Source organism: Shouchella rhizosphaerae (genome assembly GCF_900142675.1).
Lineage (GTDB): Bacteria > Bacillota > Bacilli > Bacillales > Bacillaceae_D > Shouchella > Shouchella rhizosphaerae.
Window position 1 is genome coordinate 1,148,248 of record NZ_FRBS01000001.1, and the last position, 25,267, is coordinate 1,173,514.

Annotated in this window: 32 protein-coding genes; 3 read left to right on the forward strand and 29 right to left on the reverse strand. The window is 45.4% G+C overall.

The window, feature by feature from the left end; genetic code table 11:
* Window positions 1-28: 28 nt before the first annotated feature.
* From recN to BUC05_RS06025, 22 genes are all read right to left on the reverse strand, one after another.
* Complete coding sequence (gene recN, locus BUC05_RS05915) at window positions 29-1,726, reverse strand: DNA repair protein RecN (RefSeq protein WP_011247302.1); 1,698 nt, start codon at window positions 1,724-1,726, stop codon at window positions 29-31.
* A gap of 16 nt (window positions 1,727-1,742) precedes the next feature.
* Complete coding sequence (ahrC, locus tag BUC05_RS05920) at window positions 1,743-2,192, reverse strand: transcriptional regulator AhrC/ArgR (RefSeq protein WP_011247303.1); 450 nt, start codon at window positions 2,190-2,192, stop codon at window positions 1,743-1,745.
* A gap of 212 nt (window positions 2,193-2,404) precedes the next feature.
* The gene (locus BUC05_RS05930) at window positions 2,405-3,217 is read right to left on the reverse strand and encodes a TlyA family RNA methyltransferase (protein WP_011247304.1); all 813 of its coding nucleotides are present in this window, start codon (window positions 3,215-3,217) and stop codon (window positions 2,405-2,407) included.
* A 4-nt stretch (window positions 3,218-3,221) separates the two neighbouring features.
* Window positions 3,222-5,108, reverse strand: coding sequence for a 1-deoxy-D-xylulose-5-phosphate synthase (dxs, locus tag BUC05_RS05935; RefSeq protein WP_011247305.1), 1,887 nt, complete (start codon window positions 5,106-5,108; stop codon window positions 3,222-3,224).
* A 265-nt stretch (window positions 5,109-5,373) separates the two neighbouring features.
* On the reverse strand, window positions 5,374-6,261 hold the full coding sequence (locus tag BUC05_RS05940; RefSeq protein ID WP_011247306.1) for a polyprenyl synthetase family protein: 888 nt from the start codon (window positions 6,259-6,261) through the stop codon (window positions 5,374-5,376).
* Window positions 6,258-6,497: an exodeoxyribonuclease VII small subunit gene (gene xseB / locus BUC05_RS05945; protein ID WP_011247307.1), complete on the reverse strand. Its 240-nt coding sequence runs from the start codon at window positions 6,495-6,497 to the stop codon at window positions 6,258-6,260. Before xseB ends, BUC05_RS05940 begins: the two co-directional genes overlap by 4 nt.
* Window positions 6,490-7,866 (reverse strand): exodeoxyribonuclease VII large subunit, encoded by a 1,377-nt coding sequence (xseA, locus tag BUC05_RS05950; RefSeq protein ID WP_011247308.1) that lies wholly within the window; start codon window positions 7,864-7,866, stop codon window positions 6,490-6,492. Before xseA ends, xseB begins: the two co-directional genes overlap by 8 nt.
* A 17-nt stretch (window positions 7,867-7,883) precedes the next feature.
* Entirely contained in the window at window positions 7,884-8,285 is a 402-nt protein-coding gene (nusB, locus tag BUC05_RS05955; protein WP_011247309.1) for a transcription antitermination factor NusB, read from the reverse strand.
* 177 nt (window positions 8,286-8,462) lie between these two features.
* Window positions 8,463-8,873, reverse strand: a complete 411-nt coding sequence (locus BUC05_RS05960; protein WP_011247310.1) for an Asp23/Gls24 family envelope stress response protein — start codon at window positions 8,871-8,873, stop codon at window positions 8,463-8,465.
* An 18-nt stretch (window positions 8,874-8,891) separates the two neighbouring features.
* Complete coding sequence (accC, locus tag BUC05_RS05965; protein ID WP_035201653.1) at window positions 8,892-10,250, reverse strand: acetyl-CoA carboxylase biotin carboxylase subunit; 1,359 nt, start codon at window positions 10,248-10,250, stop codon at window positions 8,892-8,894.
* An 11-nt stretch (window positions 10,251-10,261) separates the two neighbouring features.
* Window positions 10,262-10,750 carry an acetyl-CoA carboxylase biotin carboxyl carrier protein gene (gene accB / locus BUC05_RS05970; protein WP_011247312.1) on the reverse strand — a complete coding sequence of 163 codons (489 nt, stop codon included), beginning with the start codon at window positions 10,748-10,750 and terminating at the stop codon, window positions 10,262-10,264.
* Between the two features lie 151 nt (window positions 10,751-10,901).
* Window positions 10,902-11,246 (reverse strand): hypothetical protein, encoded by a 345-nt coding sequence (locus tag BUC05_RS05975; protein ID WP_011247313.1) that lies wholly within the window; start codon window positions 11,244-11,246, stop codon window positions 10,902-10,904.
* Between the two features lie 118 nt (window positions 11,247-11,364).
* Window positions 11,365-11,919, reverse strand: coding sequence for a SpoIIIAH-like family protein (locus BUC05_RS05980; RefSeq protein ID WP_011247314.1), 555 nt, complete (start codon window positions 11,917-11,919; stop codon window positions 11,365-11,367).
* A 2-nt stretch (window positions 11,920-11,921) separates the two neighbouring features.
* A complete protein-coding gene (gene spoIIIAG, locus BUC05_RS05985; RefSeq protein WP_011247315.1) occupies window positions 11,922-12,584 on the reverse strand; it encodes a stage III sporulation protein AG in 663 nt (220 codons plus the stop codon).
* The gene (gene spoIIIAF, locus BUC05_RS05990; protein WP_063608427.1) at window positions 12,581-13,171 is read right to left on the reverse strand and encodes a stage III sporulation protein AF; all 591 of its coding nucleotides are present in this window, start codon (window positions 13,169-13,171) and stop codon (window positions 12,581-12,583) included. The genes spoIIIAG and spoIIIAF overlap by 4 nt, the downstream gene beginning before the upstream one ends.
* Before the next feature lie 46 nt (window positions 13,172-13,217).
* Complete coding sequence (gene spoIIIAE / locus BUC05_RS05995; protein ID WP_073304296.1) at window positions 13,218-14,411, reverse strand: stage III sporulation protein AE; 1,194 nt, start codon at window positions 14,409-14,411, stop codon at window positions 13,218-13,220.
* A gap of 14 nt (window positions 14,412-14,425) precedes the next feature.
* Entirely contained in the window at window positions 14,426-14,821 is a 396-nt protein-coding gene (gene spoIIIAD / locus BUC05_RS06000; protein WP_073304298.1) for a stage III sporulation protein AD, read from the reverse strand.
* 18 nt (window positions 14,822-14,839) lie between these two features.
* Window positions 14,840-15,046, reverse strand: coding sequence for a stage III sporulation protein AC (gene spoIIIAC, locus BUC05_RS06005; protein ID WP_011247319.1), 207 nt, complete (start codon window positions 15,044-15,046; stop codon window positions 14,840-14,842).
* Between the two features lie 26 nt (window positions 15,047-15,072).
* Window positions 15,073-15,585 carry a stage III sporulation protein SpoIIIAB gene (gene spoIIIAB / locus BUC05_RS06010; protein ID WP_011247320.1) on the reverse strand — a complete coding sequence of 171 codons (513 nt, stop codon included), beginning with the start codon at window positions 15,583-15,585 and terminating at the stop codon, window positions 15,073-15,075.
* The gene (gene spoIIIAA / locus BUC05_RS06015) at window positions 15,582-16,511 is read right to left on the reverse strand and encodes a stage III sporulation protein AA (RefSeq protein WP_073304300.1); all 930 of its coding nucleotides are present in this window, start codon (window positions 16,509-16,511) and stop codon (window positions 15,582-15,584) included. The genes spoIIIAB and spoIIIAA overlap by 4 nt, the downstream gene beginning before the upstream one ends.
* An 11-nt stretch (window positions 16,512-16,522) precedes the next feature.
* Complete coding sequence (locus BUC05_RS06020) at window positions 16,523-16,795, reverse strand: YqhV family protein (RefSeq protein WP_035201738.1); 273 nt, start codon at window positions 16,793-16,795, stop codon at window positions 16,523-16,525.
* Window positions 16,796-17,187: 392 nt separating this feature from the next.
* Entirely contained in the window at window positions 17,188-17,484 is a 297-nt protein-coding gene (locus BUC05_RS06025; RefSeq protein ID WP_011247323.1) for a YfzA family protein, read from the reverse strand.
* Between the two features lie 218 nt (window positions 17,485-17,702).
* On the opposite strand from BUC05_RS06025, the gene BUC05_RS06030 reads away from it, so the two are divergent.
* Complete coding sequence (locus tag BUC05_RS06030; protein WP_011247324.1) at window positions 17,703-18,248, forward strand: shikimate kinase; 546 nt, start codon at window positions 17,703-17,705, stop codon at window positions 18,246-18,248.
* Window positions 18,249-18,294: 46 nt separating this feature from the next.
* Here BUC05_RS06030 and efp read toward each other — a convergent pair whose 3' ends face one another.
* The 3 genes from efp to BUC05_RS06045 all read right to left on the reverse strand — a co-directional run bounded on the left by efp (window position 18,295) and on the right by BUC05_RS06045 (window position 20,552).
* The gene (gene efp, locus BUC05_RS06035; RefSeq protein WP_011247325.1) at window positions 18,295-18,852 is read right to left on the reverse strand and encodes an elongation factor P; all 558 of its coding nucleotides are present in this window, start codon (window positions 18,850-18,852) and stop codon (window positions 18,295-18,297) included.
* 62 nt (window positions 18,853-18,914) lie between these two features.
* The gene (locus BUC05_RS06040; RefSeq protein WP_011247326.1) at window positions 18,915-19,985 is read right to left on the reverse strand and encodes a M24 family metallopeptidase; all 1,071 of its coding nucleotides are present in this window, start codon (window positions 19,983-19,985) and stop codon (window positions 18,915-18,917) included.
* A gap of 72 nt (window positions 19,986-20,057) precedes the next feature.
* Entirely contained in the window at window positions 20,058-20,552 is a 495-nt protein-coding gene (locus BUC05_RS06045; protein ID WP_011247327.1) for a YqhR family membrane protein, read from the reverse strand.
* Window positions 20,553-20,898: 346 nt separating this feature from the next.
* Between BUC05_RS06045 and BUC05_RS06050 the strand changes: the two genes are divergently transcribed.
* Window positions 20,899-21,294: a hypothetical protein gene (locus BUC05_RS06050; RefSeq protein ID WP_011247328.1), complete on the forward strand. Its 396-nt coding sequence runs from the start codon at window positions 20,899-20,901 to the stop codon at window positions 21,292-21,294.
* A 93-nt stretch (window positions 21,295-21,387) separates the two neighbouring features.
* Here BUC05_RS06050 and BUC05_RS06055 read toward each other — a convergent pair whose 3' ends face one another.
* From BUC05_RS06055 to splB, 3 genes are all read right to left on the reverse strand, one after another.
* A complete protein-coding gene (locus tag BUC05_RS06055; RefSeq protein ID WP_035201660.1) occupies window positions 21,388-22,284 on the reverse strand; it encodes a patatin-like phospholipase family protein in 897 nt (298 codons plus the stop codon).
* Window positions 22,285-22,378: 94 nt separating this feature from the next.
* Window positions 22,379-22,810: a transcriptional regulator MntR gene (gene mntR, locus BUC05_RS06060; protein WP_011247330.1), complete on the reverse strand. Its 432-nt coding sequence runs from the start codon at window positions 22,808-22,810 to the stop codon at window positions 22,379-22,381.
* 75 nt (window positions 22,811-22,885) lie between these two features.
* On the reverse strand, window positions 22,886-23,911 hold the full coding sequence (splB, locus tag BUC05_RS06065; RefSeq protein ID WP_011247331.1) for a spore photoproduct lyase: 1,026 nt from the start codon (window positions 23,909-23,911) through the stop codon (window positions 22,886-22,888).
* Between the two features lie 133 nt (window positions 23,912-24,044).
* On the opposite strand from splB, the gene dat reads away from it, so the two are divergent.
* Window positions 24,045-24,899: a D-amino-acid transaminase gene (dat, locus tag BUC05_RS06070; RefSeq protein WP_011247332.1), complete on the forward strand. Its 855-nt coding sequence runs from the start codon at window positions 24,045-24,047 to the stop codon at window positions 24,897-24,899.
* Here dat and BUC05_RS06075 read toward each other — a convergent pair.
* On the reverse strand, window positions 24,896-25,267 hold a 372-nt coding region (locus BUC05_RS06075), incomplete at its 5' end, for a transposase (RefSeq protein ID WP_142237519.1). The genes dat and BUC05_RS06075 overlap by 4 nt on opposite strands.

Sequence of the window (25,267 nt, forward strand, 5' to 3'; positions counted from 1 at the left end):
AAAAAGCCACCCAAAATGGGTAGCTTTTCTACATTTTTTTTGTTTGAGCAAGCGCGAGCAATTCTTCTGCATTTTTCCTGGTCAAATCTGTCACTTCGACGCCAGAAAGCATCCGTGCCAGTTCGTCCACTTTTTCGTTTTCATTTAAAACCTTGACGCTTGTGAACACGCGGTTATCGATTTCGGTTTTGGAAATATACAAATGGTGGTCAGCTAATGCTGCCACTTGTGGCAAATGAGAAATACATAACACCTGTGAGCCAGCAGATATTCGTTGGATTTTTTCACCTATCGCCTGGGCGACTCTGCCACTCACGCCCGTATCCACTTCATCAAAGATGACAGAGGTCATTCCTTCTTTTGCGGAAAAAACGGACTTCAGCGCTAGCATAATCCGCGACAATTCCCCTCCAGAAGCGACTTTCGCAAGAGGTTTTAACGGTTCACCTGGATTCGCCGAAATCATAAATTCAATTCGGTCTTGGCCTAACCGTTTTAAGCTAGATAGATCTTCTTTATTTGGATAAGGCTCAATCGCTACTTGAAACTGCGCTTTTTCCATATACAGGTCCTGCAGCTGTTTTTCAATCGCTTCCATCAATTCAGCTGCTGCCGCCTTGCGCAAATCAGTTAATGCTTCCGCTTCAAGCAACAAGTCCTCTACAAGGGCGTCGCGTTTTTCGGTTAAATTCGCTAACCGGTCATCCTTATGTTCTATCGCTTCCAGCTCTTCCTCAATCGTGGCGGCATATTCCAATATCGTTTCAACCGAATCACCATATTTGCGTTTCAACTTGTCGATTTCAGCAAGCCTCGTTTCAATAAACGCAAGTGTTTCGGGATCAAAATCAATTGCTTCAATCGCTTCACGAATCGCATACGTACCTTCTTCAAGCATATAGTAGCTTGAAGACATTTGTTCATATAAAGGCGCTAATTCCTTGTCAATCGAGGCAGCAGTTTCTAAGTGGGAAAGCATGCCGCTCATGTAATCCAGGCCTCGTTCCTCGCCGTACATATGTTCATAACTACGGGTTAAGGCCTCATAAAGCTTCTCACTATTGGCTAGTTTATAACGTTTAGCCAGCAACTCTTCGTCTTCTCCTGGCGTTAACTTCGCTTGTTCGATTTCTTGTAGTTGATACGCATACAAATCGGCTTTTCTTGCCATTTCTTGCGAATTTTGATTTAAACTGTTGATCCGGTCCGTCATTTTTTGGACTTCATTAAACAACCTTGTATACTCAGCACGCGTTTTTTTTAAGGCCTCGCCACCGAAACTGTCTAATAGTTCAACATGTTCTTCTATCCGCATTAATGACTGGTGCTCATGCTGGCCGTGCATATCGATTAATGTCTGCCCGACTTCCCGCAACATGCCAATCGTTGTCAGCTTGCCATTTATCCGGCAAATGCTTTTTCCAGCGTCTGTAATATCACGCCGGAGAATGAGCATTCCTTCTTCGCATTCAACGCCAATTGGGTCGAGTTTTTTTAGAGCCGGGTGGTTCTCGCCAATCGCAAACAAGCCCTCAATTTCGGCTCGTTTTTCGCCAAAGCGGACAAACTCGGCTGACCCTCTCCCGCCTAACAATAATGCGATTGCATCGATGATAATGGACTTGCCTGCGCCCGTCTCCCCAGTCAACACGGTCAACCCTTTTTCAAAAGGGACTGTTAAAGAGCGGATAATGGCAAAATTTTTTATCGACAGTTCCATTAACATCCTCTCGCCACCTTCCTCAAAGCATATTCAAGAACCGTTCTGTTACAACTTGTCCATCTCGCTCGGTACGGCAAATAATTAAAATCGTGTCATCTCCACAAATCGTCCCCATTAATTCGTTCCAATCCAAATTATCAATTAGAACAGCGATGGCGTTCGCATTGCCTGGCATCGCCTTCATGACGACAAGGTTGCCTGTACGATCAATACTAATAAAACTGTCGGTTAAAATCCGCTTCAGCTTTTGCTGTGGGTTGAATTTTTGGTCTGCAGGCAGGCTATATTTATAACGCCCGTCTTGCAACGGTACTTTTACTAAATGAAGTTCTTTGATATCACGAGAAACCGTGGCTTGCGTGACATTGTAGCCATCGCTTTTTAGCCGATCCACTAAGTCATCCTGTGTTTCAATTTCATAATTGGTAATGATTTCCCGTATTTTAATATGGCGTTGCCCTTTATTCATGCCCTCACCTTACCTCAAATTAAATTCAATTTTTGCAACGAACAACGTCTTTTTTATATTATCTACGGTTTGCCCGCTTTCGGCAAGATTGATACACTTGCTTATCTACAAAAAAAGAAGGCCGCATGCCGCTGCCTTCTCCAAGATATCCAGCATGGCGGCCGGTTGGCAAGCTTGCCCGTTCTGCTGCCAGCTTGGCTTTCCTTTGTTTTTTAATGGTTTTTTAAACGTTGGGAGGACTCAACGACTTGGCGAATGACTCCCTCTTGTATATCCATGCGCCCACTGCCTTTTTGCAAATGGATTAAAAATTCGATGTTGCCTTCACCGCCCGTAATGGGCGAATAGCTTAAATTGACAACATCAAATCCAATCGAACAGCTAAAAGCGGCGATGCTTTCAATCACTTGTTCATGAATAGCCGGGTCGCGGACAATCCCTTTTTTCCCAACTTGGTCCTTCCCTGCCTCAAACTGCGGCTTTATAAGGGCGCATACATCCCCGCCGGTAGCGATAATTGCAAAAAGCGGCGGCAACATTAAACGCAAAGAAATAAAGGACACATCGATCGTCGCAAACTGGGGAATGCCGTTGCCAAAATCACTAGGTACAGCGTGGCGGAAATTCATCCTTTCCATCACCGTCACACGTTCGTCCTGACGAATTTTCCAAGCAAGCTGGTTATAGCCAACATCAACGGCATACATGTGCTCCGCTCCATGCTGCAAGGCGCAGTCAGTAAAACCGCCAGTGGACGCGCCAATGTCAAGGCCGACTTTTCCGGCGATAGGAAAATCGAACGTCTGCAGCGCTTTTTCCAGCTTTAAGCCGCCCCGGCTCACGTAAGGCATTTGTTCTCCTTTAATACGCAGCGGCATATCAACGGCTACTTTCATGCCCGGCTTGTCAAGCCTCTCGGAGTCACTATAGACAAGCCCGGCCATGATCGTTCGTTTTGCTTTTTCCCTTGTCTCACATAGTCCCCTTTCAACGAGGAGAACATCAAGGCGTTCTTTCACTGCCATTCGCTTAGGCCCTCTTCCGCTTTTGCGGCAACATGCTAATGAGCGTGTCGGCAATCCGCTCTGGCGTTAATCCAACTTCTTGATAGAGCTCACTTACGCTCCCATGCTCAACAAAATAATCAGGAATGCCCATCCGCTTCAATTCCACGTGCATGCCTTTCTCATTGTAAAACTCAAGTACAGCACTGCCAAAGCCGCCTTGAAGGACAGATTCCTCGATGGTCAGCAGGGGCAGCTCTTCTTCAGCAAGCGCTTCAAGCAATTTCTCGTCAAGTGGTTTAACAGAGTTCGCATTAATGAGACGAATGTTATAGCCTGCTTGTTTTAATTGCGCCAGCGCTTTTTCTGCCACTGGGATCATCGTGCCAAAAGTGAGAATAGCGGCATCTGTGCCTTCTTGGAGCACATTCCATTTGCCAATTGGCAGCCTTGAAAGGCTAGCGTCCATTTTCACGCCTGTGCCATTTCCACGGGGATAGCGGATCGCAATTGGGCCGTCGTCGTAGCAAATGCCTGTATAGAGCATATGCTGGAACTCGTTTTCATCTTTTGGGTTTAAAATCGTTATATTTGGCAATGACCGCAAAAACGCAATATCGAATACGCCTTGGTGTGTTTCCCCATCAGCACCAACAAGGCCAGCACGGTCAATCGCAATAAGCACATTTAAGTTTTGCCGGCAAATGTCATGGACGACTTGGTCATAGCCACGTTGCAAAAAGGTTGAGTAGACAGCATAAACAGGCTTCATTCCTTGTGTCGCAAGGCCAGCCGACATCGTGGCTGCATGTTGCTCAGCAATGCCGACATCAAACATGCGATCAGGAAACTCCTCAGCAAACAAGTCGAGCTTTGAGCCTCCTGGCATGGCTGGCGTAATCGCTACAACCCGTTCATCTTCGCGGGCAATTCGTTTTAATGTGTTTGCAAAAACGCTCGGATAGCTTGGCGGTCCAGGCTTTTTCACCATTTCACCGCTTTCCATCTTGTACGGCCCTGTCCCGTGCCAAGCTCCTGTCGCATCTTCTTCTGCTGGTTTATAGCCTTTGCCTTTTTTCGTTAGCACGTGCACCAATACTGGTCCTGATGTTTTTTTCGCATAGCTTAGCTGGTGTTTTAAATCGTCTAAGTCATGCCCATCTACAGGTCCTAAATAAGTGAACCCCATTTCTTCAAAAAACATGCCTGATACCATTAAATACTTTAAGCTGTCCTTTAATCGTTCGGCCGTATCTGCAAGTTTCCCGCCAAAGGCTGGGATTTTGCGGATAATCGTTTCCAAGTCCTCTTTTGCTTTTTGGTATTTCCCAGCCGTACGCAAGCGGCCAAGAATGCTGTGCAATGCACCGACATTAGGTGCAATTGACATTTCATTGTCATTTAAGACAACAATTAAATGTTTCTGTTCATGGCCAATATGGTTTAATGCTTCCAGGGCCATGCCCCCTGTAAGGGCACCATCGCCTATAATCGCCACAATGTTTTCATTGGTTCCTTTTAAATCCCGGGCTGTCGCCATTCCCATTGCCCCTGACAAAGAAGTGGAGCTATGTCCCGTCTCCCAAACATCATGCTCGCTTTCCGTACGTTTTGGAAAGCCGCATAAGCCTTTGTATTGGCGGAGTGTGTCAAATTGAGGTGCGCGCCCAGTCAAAATTTTATGCACATATGCTTGGTGGCCTACGTCCCATAGCAACTTATCTTTCGGGCTGTCAAAAAGCTGGTGGAGCGCAAGTGTCAACTCAACTACCCCTAAGTTCGGTCCAATATGGCCGCCTGTCGCCGAAAGTTTTTCGATCAAAAAACGACGTATGTCTGCAGCAAGCTCTTCCAATTGTTTATTCGAATAGTTCTTTAAAAAGCTCGGGTCTTGGATTTCTTCAAGGTTCATCGCTGAAACCCCCATTTTCTGTTCTGCTTCTCTCCTACAAATCAATCGCTGTTACCGGAGAATGAGTCTTGTCTTTGTTTAGGCAATTATAACAAAAAGATGGACGGAAAGAACAGCAATAACCTACGATCGCTGTTCATAAAAAAAACCAACCGGCTCCAGGTTGGTTCAGACTGCAGGCAAACGCTCCCATACGTCGTCGTTTGCCTCGTTGTATAAAGCCGTTCGATCTTCCTTCCAGCTTTCTCTTTTCCCTGTTTGGTGTTTAATGGTCACGTGTAACGATGTACTTAGCCAAATCCTCGAGCAACGTCCCCCGCAAATGAAGCTCATCGAGTACTTGTAAAGCCCGATCATAATGAGTGTGAAGCATTGTTTTCGCTCCATCAAGGCCAAGAAGCCCTGGATACGTGCTTTTATTATTGACAGCGTCACTGCCAACAGGCTTACCGATGGCGATTGAATCGCCTTCTACATCAAGAATGTCGTCCTTAATTTGGAATAATAACCCAATCTCCTGTCCAAATTCGTTTAATTTGCTCCGTTCCTCGTTTGACACCCCGGCAATAAGCGCTCCTGCTTCGATTGAAAAAGCCAACAATTCGCCCGTTTTGCGCTTATGAACGTTGGCAAGCTGTTCAACGGTAAGCTGTTTTCCTTCCGCAAACATGTCCGCAAGCTGCCCGCCAACCATGCCGCTAGCGCCAGCCGCTTTAGAGAGAGCAGCAATGATCGAAACTTTTGTTTTTGCCGAAAGGGGAGCGTCGGCATTGGCAATCAAGGCGAAACTTTGTGTCAATAGAGCGTCGCCGGCAAGAATCGCTGTTGCTTCTCCGAATACTTTATGATTCGTTGGCTGGCCCCGGCGTAAGTCATCGTCATCCATCGCAGGCAAATCGTCGTGAACGAGAGAATAGGTATGTACCATTTCAATTGCGCACGCTGTGTCGAGGCCATGTAAAATCGGTTGGTTATATGCCTCCAACACAGCCAACAACAACACAGGACGCACTCGTTTGCCGCCTGCTTCGAGTGAGTAAAGCATCGCTTCCTTTAACCGGTGCTCAGCCTCTAACTCCCGCACGTATTCAGGCAACTTTTTGTCGACAAGCTGCCTAGCCTCTTCTAAGAACGTTTGGAACAATGCGCTCACTCGTTTGCCTCCTCTTCTAAATTCGCTTCAACCAGTTCCCCATCCTCATGCATAATTTGGTCAAGCTGCTTCTCGACTTTCAGTAATTTTTCATGACAGCTTTGCGATAAGTCCATGCCTTCCTTAAACATATCAATTGCTTGTTCGAGAGGGACATTGCCTTCCTCTAGTTTTTCCACGAGCCATTCCAACTGCCTCATGGCCTCCTCAAACGGCAAATCCTTTGTTTCAGCCATTTGATTCACCTCCATTTTTCATTTCTCGTTTCCCCACTACTTGGCAGTGTAAGTTTCCATCTGCCAGTTTCACTACGATATCGTCTTCAATCTCCACGTCTTTTGCCGTCTTTACTAACGCCTCGTCTTTGTAAACGAGCGAATAGCCTCTGTCCATTACTGCTAGCGGGCTTAAGAGCTGAAGTTGTTGGATTACGGCAGACAGGCTTTGCCGTTTCCTTTGCGTCTCTGCCGCCATTGCTCGAACGAGACGGGCATGGTTTTGCCGTCGTTCTTTTTGCAATTGGCTCACCCTGGTAGCAGGATGTTGACGAAGAATGGCTTGGTTCATATGTTTAAACGCCAGTGTCTTTTGCTCCAATTTTATTTGCATGGCCCGGTTTAACCGTTCCATTAGCCCGTCAAGTTGCTGTTCTTTTTGGTGGACGAGCTGGACAGGGTAACGAAACGCATAGGAGCGTTTCAGCCGCTCTAGCTCTCTCCGTCTTGTTTTCACTTGCTCGACAAGCGAACGTTCTAGCCGCTTTTTCAAATGGCCGATATGCTCCATTAGTTCACGGGCATCAGGCACTGCAAATTCTGCTGCCGCCGTAGGAGTGGGAGCCCGTCTGTCAGCTGCAAAATCGCTGATCGTAAAGTCTGTTTCATGGCCGACAGCCGAAATGACAGGAACAGCAGCTTCTGCAATCGCCCGAGCCACCATTTCTTCGTTGAAAGCCCACAACTCTTCAATCGAGCCACCGCCCCTGGCGACAATGACGACATCAAATATATTGGCCATGCTTGCCTGTTCCAGCGCGCGGCTGATGGAAAGGGGCGCCCCTTCTCCTTGGACAAGTACAGGAAAAAGCGTCACGCGTATTTGCGGATAGCGCCGTTTTAATGTCGTCATCATATCACGGATCACAGCACCTGTTGGCGACGTAATAATCGCAATATGCGTTGGAAAACGGGGAATCGGGCGCTTACGTTCCTCGGCAAATAGCCCTTCTGCCTCAAGCGCTTTCTTTAAACGCTCGTACTCGGCAAACAAACTGCCGATGCCGTCAGGCTGCATTTCTTTGGCGTAAAATTGGTACTGCCCATATGGCTCGTACACATTGATTTCACCGCGAATGAGCACATTCATGCCATTCTCAGGCTTAAAGCGGAGGAAGCGGTTATAGCCAGCAAACATGACAGCTTGCATTCTCGATCCTTCATCCTTGATTGTAAAATACATATGGCCCCGCGTATGCTGTTTAAAATTGGAAAGTTCGCCGCGTATCCATATTTCAGGCAAATGGGGATCGTCTTCTAACAATTGCTTAATGTAACGTGTCGCTTCGCTTACTGTCCAAGCTTCAGCGACACCAGCATTTCCAGCCATCCCACGAGCCTCCTAATTTATTTGTTTTTCATTGCCATATCATATGAATTGGACAATACCCCATTGATAAAACGCCCCGCATCAGTCCCGCCAAATGCTTTTGCAAGCTCAATTGCTTCATTCAACGTTACATTTACAGGGATATCGTCTAAATACAACATCTCAAACAGCCCCATGCGGGCGATTGCCCGGTCAACGTGGCCCAGTCGGTCAAGCGTATACCCCTTTAAATTTTCGCTTAAATACCCGTCAATTTCATCTTGGTGTTCAAGCGTCCCATGGACAAGCGTATTGTAAAATTCGCTCGGTTCTTCTTCATCATTTAGCGTATTTTCGATCGCTTTGTCCACGTTGATATCAATTAAAGTCAGCTGGTAGAGTGTTTGCACAGCTCGCAGCCTTGCTACACGTCGGTTCATAATTAACTCCTTTATGATTTGTCTTGTTTAGTATAGCGCAAATCAGCGGCGACGTAAAAACAGAAAAAACCGGCAGTAGCCGGTTTTTCAGACTGTAGACAAACGCTCGCATACGTTGTGGTTGACAAGCGTTTTCTATTAGCCTGATCAAGTTTTTCGAATCAAGTCTCAAGGCGCTTATTCGTAGTCGTTATCCACTGAGTTTTGTGCTTCTGGGGACTCAAAGTAAACACCGACGACATGGACATTGATTTGATTTAAGCGAATCGCCGTCATTGTTTCCAGCGCTTGTTGAATATTAAGCTGGATTAATTTGGCTACTTCCGGCACAGCCGCGCCATAGGAAATAATAATGGATACGTCGACAATAATGCCTTCTTCCGTTAGTTCCACTTTAACGCCTTTTCCATGGTTCTTTCTCCCAAGGCGTTCGGCTACATCAGCAGCAAAGTTGCCTCTTAGGGCAGCCACACCTTCCACTTCCTGTGTCGCGATCCCGGCAATCACTTCAATGACTTCTGGAGAGATTTCGACTTTCCCAAGCCCGCCTTTTTGCTCGTCAAGTTCTAACAGTTGGTGGTCTTCCATGTTTAAACGCCCCTTTGCTTATTTTTTTACTGGCATCACATCATGTTCTTCAACAAACTTCGTATTAAAATCGCCAGAAACAAACACCTCATGGTTTAGAAGCTGGAGATGGAACGGAATCGTTGTATCAACACCGCTAATTTCAAATTCAGACAACGCCCGTCTCATCCGGGCAATGGCCTCCTCCCGAGTAGCGCCATGCACGATTACTTTGGCGATCATCGAGTCATAAAATGGCGAGATGACGCAGCCTGGGTAAGCAGCTGAATCAACGCGGACCCCAAGTCCACCAGGAGCAAGGTAGTCAACGATTTTTCCTGGAGATGGCATAAAGTTCTTTTCTGGATTTTCAGCGTTAATGCGGCATTCGATTGACCACCCATTATACGTGACATCTTCTTGCGTCAACGACAACTTTTCATTGTCTGCGATGCGGATTTGTTCTTTAATCAAATCAACACCGGTGACCATCTCCGTCACAGGATGCTCAACTTGAATGCGCGTATTCATTTCCATGAAATAAAAATCGCCCGTATTGTGGTCATAAATAAATTCAACTGTACCAGCTCCAGAGTATTGAACGGCCCTTGCCGCTTCTACGGCCGCGCGCCCCATTTCTTGACGCTTTTCCTCTGTAATTGCAGGAGAAGGGCTTTCTTCAAGCAATTTTTGCAAACGGCGCTGAATCGAACAATCGCGCTCGCCTAAATGGATAACATTGCCGTGGTTATCGGCAAGCACTTGGATTTCAACATGCCTGAAATCTTCAATATACTTTTCTAAATAAACGCCAGGATTGCCAAAGGCCGTCTCTGCTTCTTGCTGTGTCACTTTTATGCCCGATTCTAATTCTTTCTCATTGCGGGCGACACGGATCCCTTTACCGCCTCCACCGGCCGTTGCTTTAATAATAACAGGGTAGCCAATATCGCGGGCAATTTGTTTTGCATCTTCAATTGTTTCCACAATTCCATTTGACCCAGGTACGATTGGCACGCCAGCTTTTGCCATTGTTTCCCTCGCAACATCTTTTGTTCCCATCCGGCTTATCGCTGTCGGGCTTGGACCAATAAAGGTAATGTTACAGTCTGCGCAAATTTCCGCGAAATCGGCGTTTTCCGCTAAAAAGCCATAGCCAGGATGAATCGCGTCCGTTTCCGTTAATGTCGCCACGCTCATTAAGTTTGTGAAATTCAAGTAGCTTTTGGCAGACTCCGTTGGCCCAATACAAAATGCTTGGTCTGCAAGTTGGACGTGTAATGAATCAGCATCTGCTTCAGAAAAAACGGCCACTGTTTCAATGCCGAGCTCCTTACACGCGCGAATGACCCGAACGGCAATTTCGCCGCGGTTTGCTATTAAAATTCGTTTGATCATCGTTATCGCCCCTACTTATTCCGTTCAACAACCATCAGCGGCTGTCCATACTCAACAAGTTCACCGTTTTCTGCCACAATCTCCACAATTTTCCCTTTTGTATCGGCAACAATCGGGTTCATTAGTTTCATTGCTTCAACGATGCAGACAACCGTGTCTTCCTCAACGCTATCGCCTGTGCGCACATACGGATCAGCATCAGGAGATGGCGCAGCATAAAACGTCCCTACCATCGGCGACGTAACTGTAAACAAATCCCGGCCATCTGCATCGGCTTCTGGCTCTTTGCTTTCAACTATTTCTTCCGGCTGCGCCACTGGTGCCGGCGCTGCAGCAGGCGCTTTTTGTACAGCGGCTGTCGGCTGTTCGAGCGGCACTGCAACTTGACCATTGTTTTTCTTTAATACAAGTTTGCCATTTTCTTGCTCCAGTTCAAGTTCCTCAAGAGAAGAGGAATCAAGTGCTTCTATTAGACTTTTAATTTCTTCAACTTTAAACATCTTGTAGCAGCTCCTTTTCAATTGCTTCGTTTAGTGGTCATACCACTTCAGCGCCACCCGTCCCATACATCATGTACTAACGTTCGGGGTTCGCGAGGAAAAATCCTTTATTATGTAGTAAAATTGCAGGCGTAAGAGGGAGTGCTCCCCCTTACTCTTGTTCTTCTGTCGTTTGTGCGTCTTTTTTGTATTGCCGAAACACAGGAAATTCCGAGAGGTTGTCCGGTATTTTCCCATTTTCCAGCAAAATGATCTTAACAATATTTTTATTGCGGGCCATATGGTACTTTTCCCCGTATTCATTTTCCTGGGTATAACGCTTTAAGTTTTCGTAGTCTTCCTCTTGGATCGACACGCTCACACGGTCGCCGTCTTCGTCTTCGATTTCTTCAGAAAAGCCAACTTCAAATTCGACGATTTGAATATGGTCATTTTTTATATTGCGCGTCTGCTCGAGGACAGCTTTCGCTCCCTCTGTTAAATCAGACCATTCCATCTGCAATCTCTCCTTACTTCATTATACATTGCTGTATTATACCATGTGTAGAAGAGGAATGCATGTTGCAAAAAAAGCAGCTTGTGCAAAGGCTGCATCAAGCCGCTAATAACTAGTATTATTCTGCTATTTCGTCCAAATGGACCGAAATGTCTGCCGTTGTTTGCAAATGCTCTTTGGCAAGCTGCATAATGGAGTTGGCTTCGGCTTTTGAAAGGCTTTCAGCTTGAACCATGATTTGTACGCTATCTGCTTCAGACATGACGAGCGCATCATTATACCCTTCTGCACGCAAGAGTGATTCGAGCATTTGCTCATTGTCCCCTACGGCAAGGATTTCAATCGATTTGTCGTTCGCGGCTACCGCTTCCTCAGCTGAGCTGCCTTCAGCAGATGCTTCACGAGTATACTGCTCTGCTTCTTTGTGGCGTGCCTCATTCAATTTTAAACGCGCTTCCGTGTAATTGTCGTTACCAGAGAGGCTTGCGATCATATCACCATCAACCGTGCCATCTTCATTTACTTCGACTTCCACCCCTGCTTCTTCTGAAGCGATTGGGTCTGTCCCTTCATCCCCGGCGTTTTGATTACCTGGATAGGCATAGTACACACCAAGAACCAACATTAAGCTTAACATTGTCAATAGCCAAACCGTTTGCTTTTTAAGAACCATTTTTATTCCTCCTTCATTTTCTTCGGCATAACAGATACGCGATGGGGCGCTACATCTAACACACGGCTCACCGCTTCTACTACCCAAGCCTTTACTTGTACATTTTCCACTCCTTCCGCAACAACAAGCACGCCTGCTACCGCTGGTTTTTCTTTCGAGATGACAAGCGGCTCATCTTGATCGCCGTTGCGGGTAATTACAACATTTTCTTCTTCTTGCGTATCCTCTACTTGTCTGCTGCCGCCTTCACGGTCTGTCTCATTTGTCTCTTGGCGCCCGCGTTTTACATTTTTTTCATAGACTTGCTTTTCACTTTCCGCGAGATTGACAACGATTGAGACATTATTGACGCCGACTATCTCTTGCAGCGCCTCGCGCAATTGATTTTCATAGCGCATTTCATAGTCAGCCATTGAATTTTCTTCGACTTTCCGGCCAAACACAGGGGCTGTGTCCTCCTCGCCGTCTTCATTCGAGTCTGCCTCATTTGTAGTTGGCATTGCGTCATCATTTTCCGGTTGCAAAAATTGACTCAAAAGCATTAACGCTACACCGAGACAGCCTAGCAGTAAGATGTATTTGGGCGAAAAGCTGCGTTTTTTTTTATCTGGCTGTTTTGGTAGCCATTTTTTAAACCAATCGTCAGCTTTTTCTTTGTCATTCATTCACCCACCCCTCCTTCTCTTACCAATGTAATTGCGGACTCTGGAACACCCCATTCGTCGGCCAAAAACAGAGCAAGCTCATCCTTGTTTTCAACTGGCTTTTGCTGGCTACGCCCGTCGGTTGTGTCGATTTCAATGGATACAGGTTCAATGGGCTTCCCCGCGCCTAAGCTGGACTCTGGTTTTTCCGACGAACCTACATGGACTTCTATTGCCACTCCAGGTTCCTCTGCTGTCTCCGCCACGGCAATGTGCGTAATGGACATTTGATGACGACTCGCCAACTCTTCCTCAACTTGGTCTTTTAGTTGGACAGCCACTTGTTCAGATGTATATGCATCAAAGAACTGATCTATCTCTTTTTTTTGTGAATTTATTTTTTCCTCAATGTCAATGGCTTTTTCTTGTTGAGATGCCTGCTCTACCAGGCTGTAGAGCCATTTTTCTGGGTCTTGATGAAACAGGGAAAGCACAGGTTGGAGCATCATGACAAGCAGCATTAAACTAACAACCAGTTTGACATAGTTTTTTAACGCTGTATTTGGCAAAAGCAACTCTAGGACGACCGCAAGCAAAATCAACAGCACAATCGACGTTACCCACCCATTAATAAATTCGATTTTGCACGCCTCCTCACCTCATCAAAAAAGCGATGTTGCTGGCCGCAACCATTAATGTGATTGCTAAGAAAAACATGAAGCCGACGAGTGCAAGCGCCGCAAACACGTATAGGACGGCTTTGCCGATGATCCCTAAACAATCAATGATTGCCCCGTCGCCAAGTGGCTGTAGAACGGCAGCCGAAACCTGAAAAATAAACGCAATCGACAACACTTTAATCGCCGGAAAAGCGCATATAGCCAAGAGAATGACAAGCCCACTCATGCCGATCGTATTTTTTAAAAGCAATGAAGCGCTCGCAACAGTATCCGTTGCATCTGTAAACATCCGTCCTACTACTGGCACAAAATTGCTCGCGATAAACTTTGCGGTCCGCAACGTTAATCCGTCGACAGCGGCAGTTGTCGTCCCTTGGACTGAAACGACGCCTAGGAAGACAGTCATACAAATGCCCAGCAGCCCAACTGCTCCAGTCCGGAATAAATTCGCTAGTCGTGTGACTTTATAGTGGTCACTAAATGTACTGACGATGCCAAGAACAGCCGAAATGAACAAAAGCGGCAAAACGACAGCATTGACGATTAACCCACTCGTATGGACTAAAAAAATAATAATCGGATGAAACAATGCGGAAGTCGATGCGCCGCCAATGGAAGCCATCATTGCCAGCAACAGCGGCAGCAACGCAATTGTAAAGTGCACCATCGAATTAATCGCTTCTGTCGCATATGTAATGGCTGTATGAAAGCCATTCATTGCAATCATCGCTAATACCAACAGCGTGACCGCATAAGCGGTTTTGCTCACTGTCTGATGTTCGAATGCAGTTTGAAATGATTGAAGGATATAAGAAAAAATCGTTAACAACAGCAGCATTCCCATTAGTTTTCCATTGACGATCAATTCATGGAACAAGTATTTAACGAGGCCGACGCCCCATTCCTTTAGCTCAAACTGCTTGTCTCCTTTTAAAAAATCGATTAATTGCCCTTTTTGGCTTTCAGGAAGAAAGCCCCCGTACTCTTCTGAGACGGACTCCCAGTATTCTTGGATTTCATCAAGCTTTAATATATTTAACTGCTCGTTTACGAGCTCTTCTGCTGGCGGTTGGACGTTATTTTCTTCTGCAAACGTGTTCTCGCTTTGAAGGCCAAAGCAACAAACGATGCAGAAAAGCAAGGAAACGGCGATTTTTTTGCTTCCCATTACGCTTGTCCTCCTTATCCCGACATGGGCAAAAGCGACAAAATCATTTCAATGACAGCCTTAATGATAGGGATTGCCAGCACAAGAATAAAAATCTTCCCTGCCAGTTCAATTTTTGAAGCGATTGAGCTTTGACCGGCATCCTTGGCAATTTGTGCACCAAATTCTGTAATATAAGCAATGCCTATGATTTTTAAAATCGTTTGCAAATAAACCATATGGATGTTGGCACTTTCGGCAAGCTGGCTGATCATCTCAATCATGACGGCAATTTCGTCAATCAAGAATAGAAAAATAAAAGCGCCAACGAACATTGTCAGCAAAAAAGCAAATGCCGGTTTCTGCTCTTTTACGACAAGTGCTAGAAATGTGGCAATCAGCCCTAATCCAACTAGTTGGACGATTTCAATCGCAGCTCACCTCCTTGGCTACGCCTGGAACAAAAACACGCTGCGGATTTTTTGGAACAAGTCGTCAATGATTGTGGCAACCATATATAAAACAACGACAAAGCCGATTAGCGTCACCCAGTGGGCCCAATCTTCCTTGCCCATTTGCTTAAGCACGGTATGCATCATCGCCACGATAATGCCAATTCCGGCAATTTGGAATATCGTATTCACATCATATGCCACCTGCTCATCCTCCCTGCTTTCGCTTTTTATACAAATAAAATGACCAGTAACAGCCCTGCAAGCACGCCTAGCGTTTTTGCCATTTTTTCATAGCGAAGCTGTGTCTCTTTCGCTTCAAGCTCCTCCCGCTCCAAATGGGTTTGGGCGAGCTTTAGCTGTTTTTGTTGCTGGCTGCGGTCCATTGTTCCAAGCGTAGCGCCAAACTGATGCAGCACTTCCCGTTCTCCGCTTTTTAATGCCGTTTCTTCCCACACAGCCTCTAACGCTTCCCTCCAAGCGTCCATTGCCGTTTGCTTACGGGCCCGAAGATTGGCGGCGAAACAGGCAAACATGTCTCCGATTGCGCCTTCTAGTTGCTTGGCAATGTTTTCGCTAGCTTGAGCGAGAGGCGTTTGCCCGTAAAGCATTTCTGCTTCAAGCGCCTGTAATGCTACACGAAGCTGGCGAATTTGCTGAGGTCTGTCTCTTAGCTTTTTCGCCTGTTCTAACCCGTAAAGAGTGGAGCATAAAAGAATGAGCGCAGCACCGAACCATTTCATCGCATGATCCTCGTTTGCTGCGGGCGTCTTACTCGCTTAATGCTACCAGGGTGCGGGCTTTTCCCTAATTCAATGACACAAGTGAACGCCTCTTGTTCAAACAGCCCTTTAAAAACGGGGCGCTTGGCTACTTCTTCCAATGTATGGCCGTGAGCGGTGGCAATAAGGCTAACGCCTGCATGCCGTGCTTCTAGAATCGCTTTTGCGTCTTCTTCTCTGCCAATTTCATCGACGATGAGAACATCAGGCGACATAGAGCGGATTAACATCATCATCCCTTCTGCCTTTGGACAACCATCGAGAACATCCACCCGTACCCCGAGTTCATGCTGTGGCACACCAGCCACACAGCCAGCAATTTCTGAACGTTCATCGACAATGCCGACTTTGCAGGAGGGTATGTGGTTTTTTTTGCTTCCTGTGCTCACGATCCGAGCTACATCGCGCAACACCGTTGTTTTCCCAGTTTGCGGTGGTCCAATGAGCAACGCGTTCTGCCAACTACGTGTTTGTCGATCATACAGTTTGTCAATTACCTGTTCTGCAGCGCCTATTTTTTGGCGGGCAATCCGCACATTAAAAGAGCTGACTGGACGAATGGTCTGGACCGCGCCATTTTCCAAAACGGTTTTCCCAGCAAGGCCGACTCGGTGCCCGCCAGCTACGGTGATATAGCCTTTTTGCAATTCTTCTTCAAACGCATAGAGTGAATACTGGCTAAGTTGGTTTAAAACATAGCTAGCGTCAGCAACGGAAAATCGGTATAGCGGATTGGTTGAATAAACGGAACGGGAGGCAAACAGACATTCAACCGGTTGACCCACCCGTAACCGGATTTCTTCAAGCTCCTCCAATTCCGTTGTGCGAAGGCTTTCTATAAAGGATTGAACCGGCTGGGGAAACAGCCGCAGTAAGTCACGAAGCATAAGCGATCCTCCTATTTGCGGATGCCAATTAAAATGAGGGCAACGCCTGTGGCGATAAAGACTAATTTGCTTGGCGACAGTTTATCAGCAACGCTAATCAAGCCAATGGCGATCGATAGTAAAAAAATTGAAGGACCGACGATGGCAAGGACAGCATTGATCGCTACAGCGCGTTCAATGCTGTTGTATTTGAGCATTAGCAAGGCAGCGCTAATTTCAATCAAGCCAGAAAGCAGCCTCAACCCTACCATGACAAGAAGCGCCCATTTAATGGCAACAAACATATTCAATTTGCCGGTCACCCCATTTCGGTCTTTTCGAAAGACAAGCACTTTGTACACTCTATGAAAGGCATGGACCGTTTTAGAACAGGATAAAACGATTAAAAACACCAACAAAATGAATCGGACGGATAGAAAACGTTTGACAGACGAGGAGTGTAGGCGAGGGAAGATGCGAATAGAACGAGTGGTTCATAAACAACGGTTTTCTCGCAAATGAAACGACTGTTTCATAGCAGCCATTTACGGACCGAAGCAAGACTCAGCAAAAAGAACATTTTTATTGCCTTTTGGTTTTCCAATGTAACGGACAAAACCACTCAAAAATAAAAAAAGATACAAGAGAAAGCTCTCCGTATCTTTTAGCCAACAATCGCGCCCGGTTGTGGAAGCCACTATTTCCCAGTGACAAAAATATTTTTTATTGCCCCTATAATTCCAGGTACTAGAAAAAAGATACCAAAAAATATAGTAAGTAAATTCATATGTGGTTCTTCATAAAAAGCAAACCACTTTGTAAAAATGGGAGATCCAACGATTTTTCCATATAACGTTCCATCATCAAAATCCCTATAAGGGATCCAGCCTGTCGTCTCAAATATAATAAAAATTATTTGTGACAATAAAAATACACAAATAGAAGATAGCCAAGGCTTTTTTAGAAACGAAACAGGATTTTTTTTAGTAGCCAAAAAAGTTCTCTCCTTTGAATGAAGCTTCTCTACAGTTAATTGGCCCGTCTAAAACATTTTAGCCAATAAAATCAAAATGACATTATTTCAATTTAACGGATGTTCTCCTTTTACGCAAGCCCATCCTGCCGTTTCGTAAAAACGGGCATACGCCTCCCCACGCTGCTGATTTTTTTGCTATACTAAAAGCAAATTGATTGTAAAAGAGAGTGCCACCTATGAGAACTGAAGTGCCTTTAATTGAAAAAAACATTGTTTTAGTCGGGTTTATGGGCGTCGGCAAAACAAGCATTGGCCAAGCGCTCGCCAAAAAAATGTACCGTGATTTTATTGATATTGACGCCGAAATCGAAGCAAAGTTGAACATGAGCATTCCCACGATTTTCGAAAAACATGGGGAAGCTTTTTTTCGCCAACATGAAAAGGAAGCCGTTTTTTCTGCTTGCAATGAAAAATTGAAAATTATTTCCCTTGGCGGCGGCGCTTTTACACAAGAAGCGATCCGCCAGCGCTGCCTTGCGAACTGCATTGTCATCCATTTGGATCTTTCATTTGAGTCTTGGAAAGATCGTGTCCACATGCTGATTGACAACCGCCCGATTCTCCAAGGAAAAACGATGCCTGAATTAAAACAACTATACACGGTAAGACGCAAGGCTTATGAAAATTATCACTCCCGCTTTTCGACAGATGCGTTCAATGTCGATGAAGCCGCAGAGTATTTAAAAGAATCGCTCCACCTCGCCTATGAAATCGAAGGCTAAAAAAGCGGCTTTTCCTTGGTAGTCAGGAAAAGCCGCTTTCATTCTGTTATGCTCTTGATACGTAAGAAGCCGATCTTGTGTCAATTACAAGCTTATCGCCTTGGTTTACGAAGAAAGGCACCTGAACCGTCAAGCCTGTTTCTAAAGTTGCCGGCTTCGTACCACCTGAGGCTGTATCGCCTTTAATTCCAGGCTCGGTTTCCACTACTTCTAAAATGACCGTATTCGGCACTTCTACGCCCAGTGTTTCGCTTTCATACGAGATCACATGCACTTCCATGTTCTCTTTTAAAAATTTTAGCTCGTATTCAATTTGTGCTGTTTGCAATTCAAGCTGTTCATACGTTTCGTTATCCATAAATGTGTGCGTGTCGCCGCTAGCATACAAGTATTGCATACGGCGGTTTTCAATATGCGCTTTTGCGACTTTCTCGCCAGCACGGAACGTTTTTTCTTGGATTGCGCCCGTCCTCAAGTTACGCAGTTTTGAACGGACAAACGCTGCTCCTTTTCCCGGTTTAACATGTTGGAACTCCATCACTTGCCAAATGCCATTATCGACTTCAATGGTTAAGCCCGTTTTAAAATCATTCACTGAGATCATTTCGTTTCCTCCATTTGCACAATTTGCCTTGTTTACTATACCACAGCTTTCGCTCTGTGTCTTTATACACCGACATGAATGAGCGTCCGCGGCGAATGGGTCAGCGTCGAGTTCCCGTTTTCTGTAATGACGACGTCGTCTTCAATACGCGTACCACCAACGCCAGGTATATAAACACCAGGCTCAACCGTCACGACCATTCCTGGCTGCAAAACCATGTCCGATTTTGTTGATAAACTCGGTCCTTCATGTACTTCCATGCCGAGCCCGTGGCCTGTTGAGTGACCAAAATATTGACCATATCCTTTTTCAGCAATGTAATCTCGTGCAAGGGCATCGCCTTCCTTGCCAGTTATGCCTGCTTTAATGCCCTCAACAGCTCGCTCTTGAGCAACCCGGACCGTTTCATAAATAGCTAGCAGTTCATCCGATATATCCCCTACTGCGAGCGTCCGTGTTATGTCTGAACAATAGCCGTTATAATAAGCGCCATAATCGAGCGTTACCAATTCACCATGCTCAATCGTTTTTTCAGAAGCCACGCCATGAGGCAAAGCAGAACGAACGCCAGAAGCAACAATAATATCAAATGAAGACGACGTCGCTCCTTTTTTGCGCATAAAAAACTCCAGCTCGTTGGATACGTCTATTTCTCTTACGCCAGGTTTAATGTATCCTTGGATATGGGCAAACGCTTCATCGGCAATCGCTGCCGCTTTTTGCATAATTGCAATCTCTTCCTGTGTTTTAATGACACGAAGCGATTCAACCACTTGCGAAACGGGGATCAATTTCGTATTGTCCAGCAAGTTCTGATATGTTTCAAATTCTGCATATGTAAGCTGTGTTTTCTCAAAACCAAGGCGCTTTATGCGGAGGCGTTCCACTTGCGCGGCAACTTCCTGTGGTAGCGTGCCTTTTTGTTCCATTACAGAACAATCAACGACTTGTTTCATTGCTTGTTCAGTATAACGGAAATCGGTCAAAAACAGTGCGTCTGTTTCCGTAAGTAAAACAGCGCCAGCCGTTCCGGTAAAACCGCTGACATAGCGACGGTTAACGTTGCTGGAAATGAGCAAACCGTCCAATTCATAATCGCTTAGCTTTGCTTGCAATGCTTTTACAATCGACATGGCTATCCCTCGCTTCATCCTTGAATAAGCAAATTGTAGCACAATTTTTGCCACTGGGAAACGGGGCGCTAATTAATGGCGAGCTTCGTTTTGTTCCGAATACTCATAAGCAATCGAATAGCCGATAAACAATCCGTAAAGGATAAATAGACATAACGTTGTTACCAGTGTATTGACTGTGTACGATTGGACTGGTTTTAATTGTGGGATAAAAGGATTAAGAATGTAAAAAACAATCACCCATATCAATACGCCAAAACCAACTCCAGGCCAGATGCTATTTACTTTTTGCAGCATCCATTTGTACAAAAACGCAACCCCAATCGAGCAAATCGCAATGACGCCTACGCCAACAACTTGACCGATGTGGCCTGTTTTCCACTCTCCTAAAGCCCATGGCAATAAGACAAAGGAAGGCCCGACTTGTGTAAAATTGAAATAATAAGAGAAATAGCCGATCAACGACCAAATAAGCCCACCAAAAAACCCGATCAACATCGTTTTAGTAGTAAAGCTCATTTGTTTTTCTTCTTTTATTTTCCGATGCAACTCTTTTCTTCTTGACATGCTTGCACACCTCCATTTGCTAGCATGCCCTAAATGAAAAAATACTTGTACGCTTGTTCGTTTTTGCTAAAAAAAGGTATAAACAAGCATTTGCCGTACATACTTTTAAAAACCAATTTTCGTCAATTTGCCTTGCTCACTGTTCATAGACGTTTTATACTTTACTTATAAATGAATGAGCGATAAAATCAGAACTTCGTTTTCCCCATCTTGCATGTTCACGATCTTGTGCATGTGTCTTCCTCATTTGGCCGAATGTCCATGGAACCGCTTTAGACGATGGACGCTATTTTTGCGAACGTGTTTGCGCAAGCTTTAAGCTTTTATTTAGAAAGGGGACATGGACGTGAATAACCCAATGAAAACCATTTTTGTTGTCTTACTCGCACTGGCGGCAATTGGCATTTTCAGCAACATTGGCAGCTTCTTTGCAATGGTTGGCAAAGCGGTGATCGCCATCGCGGCAATTTACTTTATTTATCGGCTTGTGATCGCAAAACGGTACGGCACGAGTATTTTTCCGAAACGGAAAGACGGGCCGACACGCGCTCAAATAAAAAAAGCGCAACGAACGAGTTCTGCAAACAAGCAGGAACAAAAACGAGTGTTCAAACAAAACGGAGCCAAACCAGCGACAAAGGCAAAAAGCCCATTAAAAAAAGGAGCAAAACGCCGGTCAGGTCCCCAGTTAACTGTCATTGAGGGCAAAGGAACGAAACCGAAGCGCAAGAAAAAAGCGTAATGTTTATCCACCAAGTCAATTGGGGGAATAGTGGAACGGCCCATTGCGTTTAGCTAAAAACAGGAGGCTCTTTCGTGAAAGAGCCTCCTGTTTTTAAGGTGTCCAAGTCGATAGAAAGGCAGTTGTTTTTTCTCGACCGAGTTGAATCATATGCCGTTTTTCTTCATTCGTTAGCGAAAAATCGGTTGATTTGATGTCCTCGACTGGAATAAAGACGACATTTTTCGCATGCTTTTCACTAATATAGCGAACATCATGGGCGCTTGTCACCGTTTCGAACAGCGCTTTGTACATGTCAACAGCATTGTTAATCACCGCTGGCGGCCGCTCGTCAAGCCGGGGCGCTAATTGAAAGCCAATCACCGGCCGCCTCCAACCTCCTTGGCTGCCGTCTTTAAAAAGCCACATCGGAAAATTGCTCAGCAACCCACCATCGACCATATAAAACGTCTTTTTTTTCGTGGATCTGTCATTTAGCTTTACCGGCTCAAAAAAATACGGAATGCTACAGCTCATGCGAATGGCCTTTGCTACGCTAAAGGCGCCGGGGTCATATTTATATTTAGGCAAATCATCTGGGAGCACAACCATCCGTCCTTGAGTAATGTCGGAAACAATCACCCGCAATGAGCCGCTCGGAAGATCAGCAAAACGACGGATGCCTTTTGCCGCCAAAACGTCTTGCAGCCATGCTTCCAACTGATCGCCTTTATATAAACCGAGGCGAAAGTAAAGATTGATCCACTTGGCAACAGGCAAAGGCAAAAACGACATCCGTTCATCTTTCATTTTTACGACGTCAAGCTGATCTAACAGCCGATACAGCTCTTTACTCGTATAGCCAGCCATAAGCAGCGCTGCTATAATCGCACCTGCGCTTGTACCGGCAATCCGTGTAAAAGAAAGCTTGCGTTCTTCCGCTGCTTCCACTGCCCCTACAAAGGCAAACGCTTTAACGCCTCCTCCTGCAAACACGGCATCTACATTCACTTTCGTCACCCCCTTATCACCTATATGTGAAAAAAGAAGGATGGTTTCCTTCTTTTTGTGGGGGGCTATAAATGGAGTTAATAAACTGTGATCGTTACTCGTCTTCGGGAAAGTCGTTGCGCTTTTGGATTTCCCGCAAATCGTCGATTCTCGTTTGGTTTTCTTGGAAGTATTGGACAAGGTCGCCAATCCGGTCTATCGCATCCCAGCTGATATGATGTTCAATCCCTTCTACGTCTTTATAAATATGGGTATCGTCCACACCAATGATTTTCATAAAATCCTCAAGCAATTCGTGGCGATAAACGAGCCTTTTGCCGATTTTATTGCCCTTTGCCGTTAAAACCAAACCCCTATAACGCTCATACACCAAATAATCGCTTTTATCCAGTTTTTGAACCATTTTCGTCACCGACGATGGATGGACTTCAAGCGCTTCGGCAATGTCCGATACCCTTGCATATCCCTTTTCTTCAATTAACATATAAATCCGCTCTAAATAATCTTCCATGCTTGGTGTTGGCATGAAATCCCTCCAATCAAACAGGCGAAAGCCGTCACTTCTTATCTTACTATAAAATGGAGATAAGAGACAGGGGGATCACGTAAAGTACTCGATTTTTGCACGTGGAAAGTACTTGTCAATATAGCCAGTAAGAGTGTCTCGCAACTCGGCCGCCCGTTCATCTTTGTAAACATACTTTCCACGTCCATACCGGCCCCATTTGTATTTCCGCTCCTTCTCCTCCATTTCCAGCTTTGATTTCGGATAACGTTTGTTTATGACCCGTTTCGCCGTTTGTGTGAAACGGTGCTGGATCATTTCAAATGTCAAATCTTTCTTTGCATAGGAAGGCAAACTGGCCTCTAAGCGTTCAAACAATTCCAGATAACCTTCTTCCCAGCCTTCATGCCAAATAATCGGTGCGATGACAAAGCCGAGTGGATAGTCCGCTTTAGCGACTTTTTCAGCAGCTTCAATCCGTTCTAAAAAATTGGACGTTCCTGGTTCAAAATACTTAATAACATGTGCAGCATTGACACTAAAACGGAAACGCGTGTGGCCGTTATGTTTGGCATCGAGGAGGTGATCGACATGGTGGTACTTCGTGACAAAGCGAAGCCGGCCATGTTCACGCTCCCCAATAAATTCAATTGTTTTCTTTAATGAATGTGTTAAATGATCGATGCCGACAATATCGGATGTGCACGCCGCTTCAAAACGGGTGATTTCTGGCGCACGCTCTTTCATATAATCATCAGCTGCTGAAAAAATATCATCGAGGTTTACATATGTTCGGATGTATGGTTTATCTCCAAGCGTTGTTTGCAAATAACAGTAGTGGCAATGCCCCATACACCCTGTTGCCAATGGAATGGCATACTCTGCCGATGGCTTGGATGTGTCGAATTTTAATGTTTTTCGGACACCTACTACGAGTGTCGATTTGGCATTTCGGTATTGTTGATTTTCATTTTTCCCGGGAATGTTTCGTACCTGGTTGTGTGACGTTGTCTCCCGAATTTCGACATCTGCGTTTTTAAACTTCTCGTATAATTCCTTACCAAGTGGATAATTAAGTGCTTGTGGTTCAAAGTACACAAGTTGGGGATAAAATGGCCTCATCAAAACGCTCCTTTTTATTTTCCTATAGAATGTGTATCTCGGGTGAATTTCATTACTCCCATTGACAAACAAGCGTTCTTTTTGGAAAATAGAAGAGACATCAAGAAGAAAATATAGGAAACGAGGGCTAAAAATGAATCATATTATCGTGAATGACTCCATCGTCCCTGAAACAGAGGCCCATGTTTCATACAATGACCGCGGGTACCATTTCGGTGATGGCATTTATGAAGTTATACGCATTTATGAAGGAAGTTATTTTGCGCTCGATGCTCATTTAGATCGGTTGTATGCCAGCGCAGAAAAACTCGACATGCGCATCCCTTATCAAAAAGAAACGTTGGCTGCCCGCCTAAACGATTACAAGAACACCGAAAAAATCGAAAATGGCTCTGTTTACGTCCAATTTACAAGGGGCGCAGGCGCTCGCAACCATTTGTATACCCGTGAAGAAACGCCTGTTTTAACTGGCTTTGCACTCCCTGATAAGCCGATGCAAGCAAGTCAGGAAAAAGGCGTTTCCGTTTATGTAACGCCTGATATCCGTTGGCTCCGCTGTGACATAAAAACCATCAATTTGCTAGGCAATGTCCTCGCCAAACGGAAAGCAAGCGACCACGATTGTGCAGAGGCGGTGCTTTACCGTGATGAGGCGGTCACAGAAGGGTCTTCATCTAACTTATTTCTTGTTAACAATGAGACTTTATACACACACCCGGCAAACAATCTAATTTTAAATGGCATTACACGCCAAGAAATCATCTCGATTGCCAAGAACATGGGGATCGATGTTGTGGAAGAGCCGTTTCCAAAAGAAGTGCTTGCTCATGCGGAGGAAGCGTTCATTACTAGCACATCGATTGAAATTACGCCTGTCCATACGTTTAAAGGCGATGTAGTGGCTACACTGTCCGTCGGCCCTGTAACAAGAAAGCTGCAACAAGCACTTGCAGAGCATATTCACACCCAAACAAGCGCTTCCGTTTAGGAGAGCGCTTGTTTGGAGGTTGTCCCAAAAGCCTTTAAAATGAAGAAGGGGAGTCGAGATCTGACTTGATCTCGACTCCCCTTTATTTGGATGGATCGGTATTTCGGTGAATGATGGCGGGCAAGGCCCGCCATTTTCTTCAGATTGAGGGCCAACCCCAGCCAACCAAGCTCCACCGTCACCTTTTCCAACCCGCGAAGGTGGAATCGTCGAAACCCGAGATTTTGTTTGGCATGCCCAAATACACTCTCGACGTCCGTTTTTCTTTGCGCGTAGAGTGTGGCTCCTCTTTCACTATGTAGTTTGGCCGCTTCTTTGGCTTTGAGCTCCTCGTAGACAGGGTTGTAATGAATTTGGCGAGGCCCCTT